The 1,947-nt window shown below is 58.6% G+C and carries 3 protein-coding genes; all 3 read left to right on the plus strand.

What is annotated here, in order from left to right; genetic code table 11:
• Nucleotides 1–165: isocitrate/isopropylmalate family dehydrogenase (locus ADADOO_RS14570; protein WP_511278232.1), on the plus strand; the 165-nt coding region annotated here is incomplete at its 5' end.
• Between the two features lie 27 nt (nucleotides 166–192).
• Nucleotides 193–1,326, plus strand: a complete 1,134-nt coding sequence (gene asd, locus ADADOO_RS14575; RefSeq protein ID WP_511278230.1) for an aspartate-semialdehyde dehydrogenase — start codon at nucleotides 193–195, stop codon at nucleotides 1,324–1,326.
• Between the two features lie 160 nt (nucleotides 1,327–1,486).
• A partial coding sequence (locus tag ADADOO_RS14580) for a type IV pilus assembly protein FimV (protein WP_511278231.1) occupies nucleotides 1,487–1,947 on the plus strand: 461 nt, incomplete at its 3' end.

Consider the following 1,947-nt stretch of genomic DNA (forward strand, 5'->3'; position numbering starts at 1 on the left):
ATGATGCTGCGCTACACATTTGGCCTCGAAGAGCAGGCACTGCGCGTCGAAAATGCGGTCAAAAAAGTCCTGGCCCAGGGCTATCGGACCGGCGATATTTACGAACGCGGCACCAACAAGGTCGGTACGAAGGAAATGGGTGACGCCGTGCTGGCGGCGCTGTAAAAAAGATTTTTCACGGAGAGTGATGAGATGAAGAAGGTTGGTCTGGTTGGTTGGCGCGGTATGGTCGGTTCGGTCCTCATGCAGCGTATGGTGGAAGAGGGTGATTTCGCCCATATCGACCCGGTGTATTTTTCGACATCCGCGGCCGGTGGCAAAGCCCCCGTCTTCGGTGGCAAGGAAGCGTCTCTGCCCCTGCAAGATGCTTCCACGGTCGACGCGCTAAAACAGTGTGAAATCATCATCACCTGCCAGGGCGGCGACTACACCAAGGAAGTTTTCCCCAAGCTGCGCGCTGCTGGCTGGAATGGTCACTGGATTGATGCCGCCTCCTCGTTGCGCATGGCCGACGACGCGGTAATTGTGCTCGATCCGGTCAATATGCACGTCATCAAGGACGCCTTGGCCAAGGGCGGCAAGAACTGGATCGGCGGCAACTGCACGGTTTCGCTGATGCTCATGGGTCTTGGCGGCCTGTTCCAGAACGACCTGATTGAATGGGCAACGTCCATGACCTATCAGGCTGCTTCCGGTGCCGGGGCGCAGAACATGCGCGAACTGATTGCCCAGATGGGTGCCATCCATTCATCCGTGGCTGACCTACTCGCCGATCCGGCCTCCGCCATTCTCGATATTGACCGCAAGGTGGCCGAAACCATTCGTTCGGATGCCTTGCCGAAAAAGAACTTCCGCAATACGCCGCTCGCCGGTTCCTTGATTCCCTGGATCGACGTGCCTTACGAGAACGGCCAATCGAAGGAAGAGTGGAAGGGCGGCGCCGAATGCAACAAGATCCTCGGTAAGCCGGCCTTCCGCTCGGTCGGCTCGATCCCGATCGACGGCTTGTGCGTGCGTATCGGCGCCATGCGCTGCCACAGCCAGGCGCTGACCATCAAGCTCAAGAACGACGTGCCGCTCGACGAAATCAGCGACATGCTCGCCAAGGCCAATCCGTGGGCCAAGGTTGTACCCAACCATCGTGAAATCTCCGAGCGCGAACTGACCCCGGCTGCCGTCACCGGCACGCTGACCGTGCCGGTTGGCCGTCTGCACAAGATGGCCATGGGCCCGGAATATCTGGCCGCCTTTACCTGCGGCGACCAGTTGCTGTGGGGCGCCGCCGAACCATTGCGTCGGATGCTGCGGATTCTGCTCGACGCCTGATCAGACTCATCCTTTTGCCAAAAAAGCCGGGGCTTCGACCCCGGCTTTTTATTTGTTGGGGATATGCAAAAAGGGCAGGTTTGAGAAGCGGGTTTAGCTTGCATTGCTAAGTACATGATGTTAATTTGAAAGTCCCAAATTTGACGCTCAGGGTTTTGCCGTGAACGGAACTGTACAAACCAGGTTCAAGAAACGCGCAGCTGCACTCGCCGTTGCTTCTTGTCTTTCAATTTCGCCGTGGATTGCCGAGGCCGCCGGGCTGGGCAAACTCACGGTGTTGTCGGGAATTGGCCAGCCCCTGCGGGCCGAGCTCGATATCGGCGCGACCAAGGACGAACTCGGTGGGATGACCGCTCGTCTCGCTCCGCAGGATGTCTTCAAGCAGGCCGGCGTCGATTTCGCAACCGCCCTCCTGGACCTCCGTTTTACCGTTGAGAAGCGGCCCAGTGGGCAGTCGGTGGTCAAGGTAAGTTCGGTCAAACCGATCAACGAACCTTTCCTCGATTTTCTGGTTGAGCTGAACTGGCCGGCTGGACGCCTGGTCCGTGAATACACCTTCCTGCTTGATCCGCCAGAAATGATGGCTGCCCAGTCGTCGCGCCCGGTAGCCGAGGCGCGGAT

This window comes from Azonexus sp. (assembly GCF_036170495.1).
Taxonomy (GTDB): domain Bacteria; phylum Pseudomonadota; class Gammaproteobacteria; order Burkholderiales; family Rhodocyclaceae; genus Azonexus.

Bases quoted from the DNA above. Each gene is read 5' to 3' on its own strand.
- asd (WP_511278230.1), top strand. From the start codon at position 193: ATGAAGAAGGTTGGTCTGGTTGGTTGGCGCGGTATGGTCGGTTCGGTC.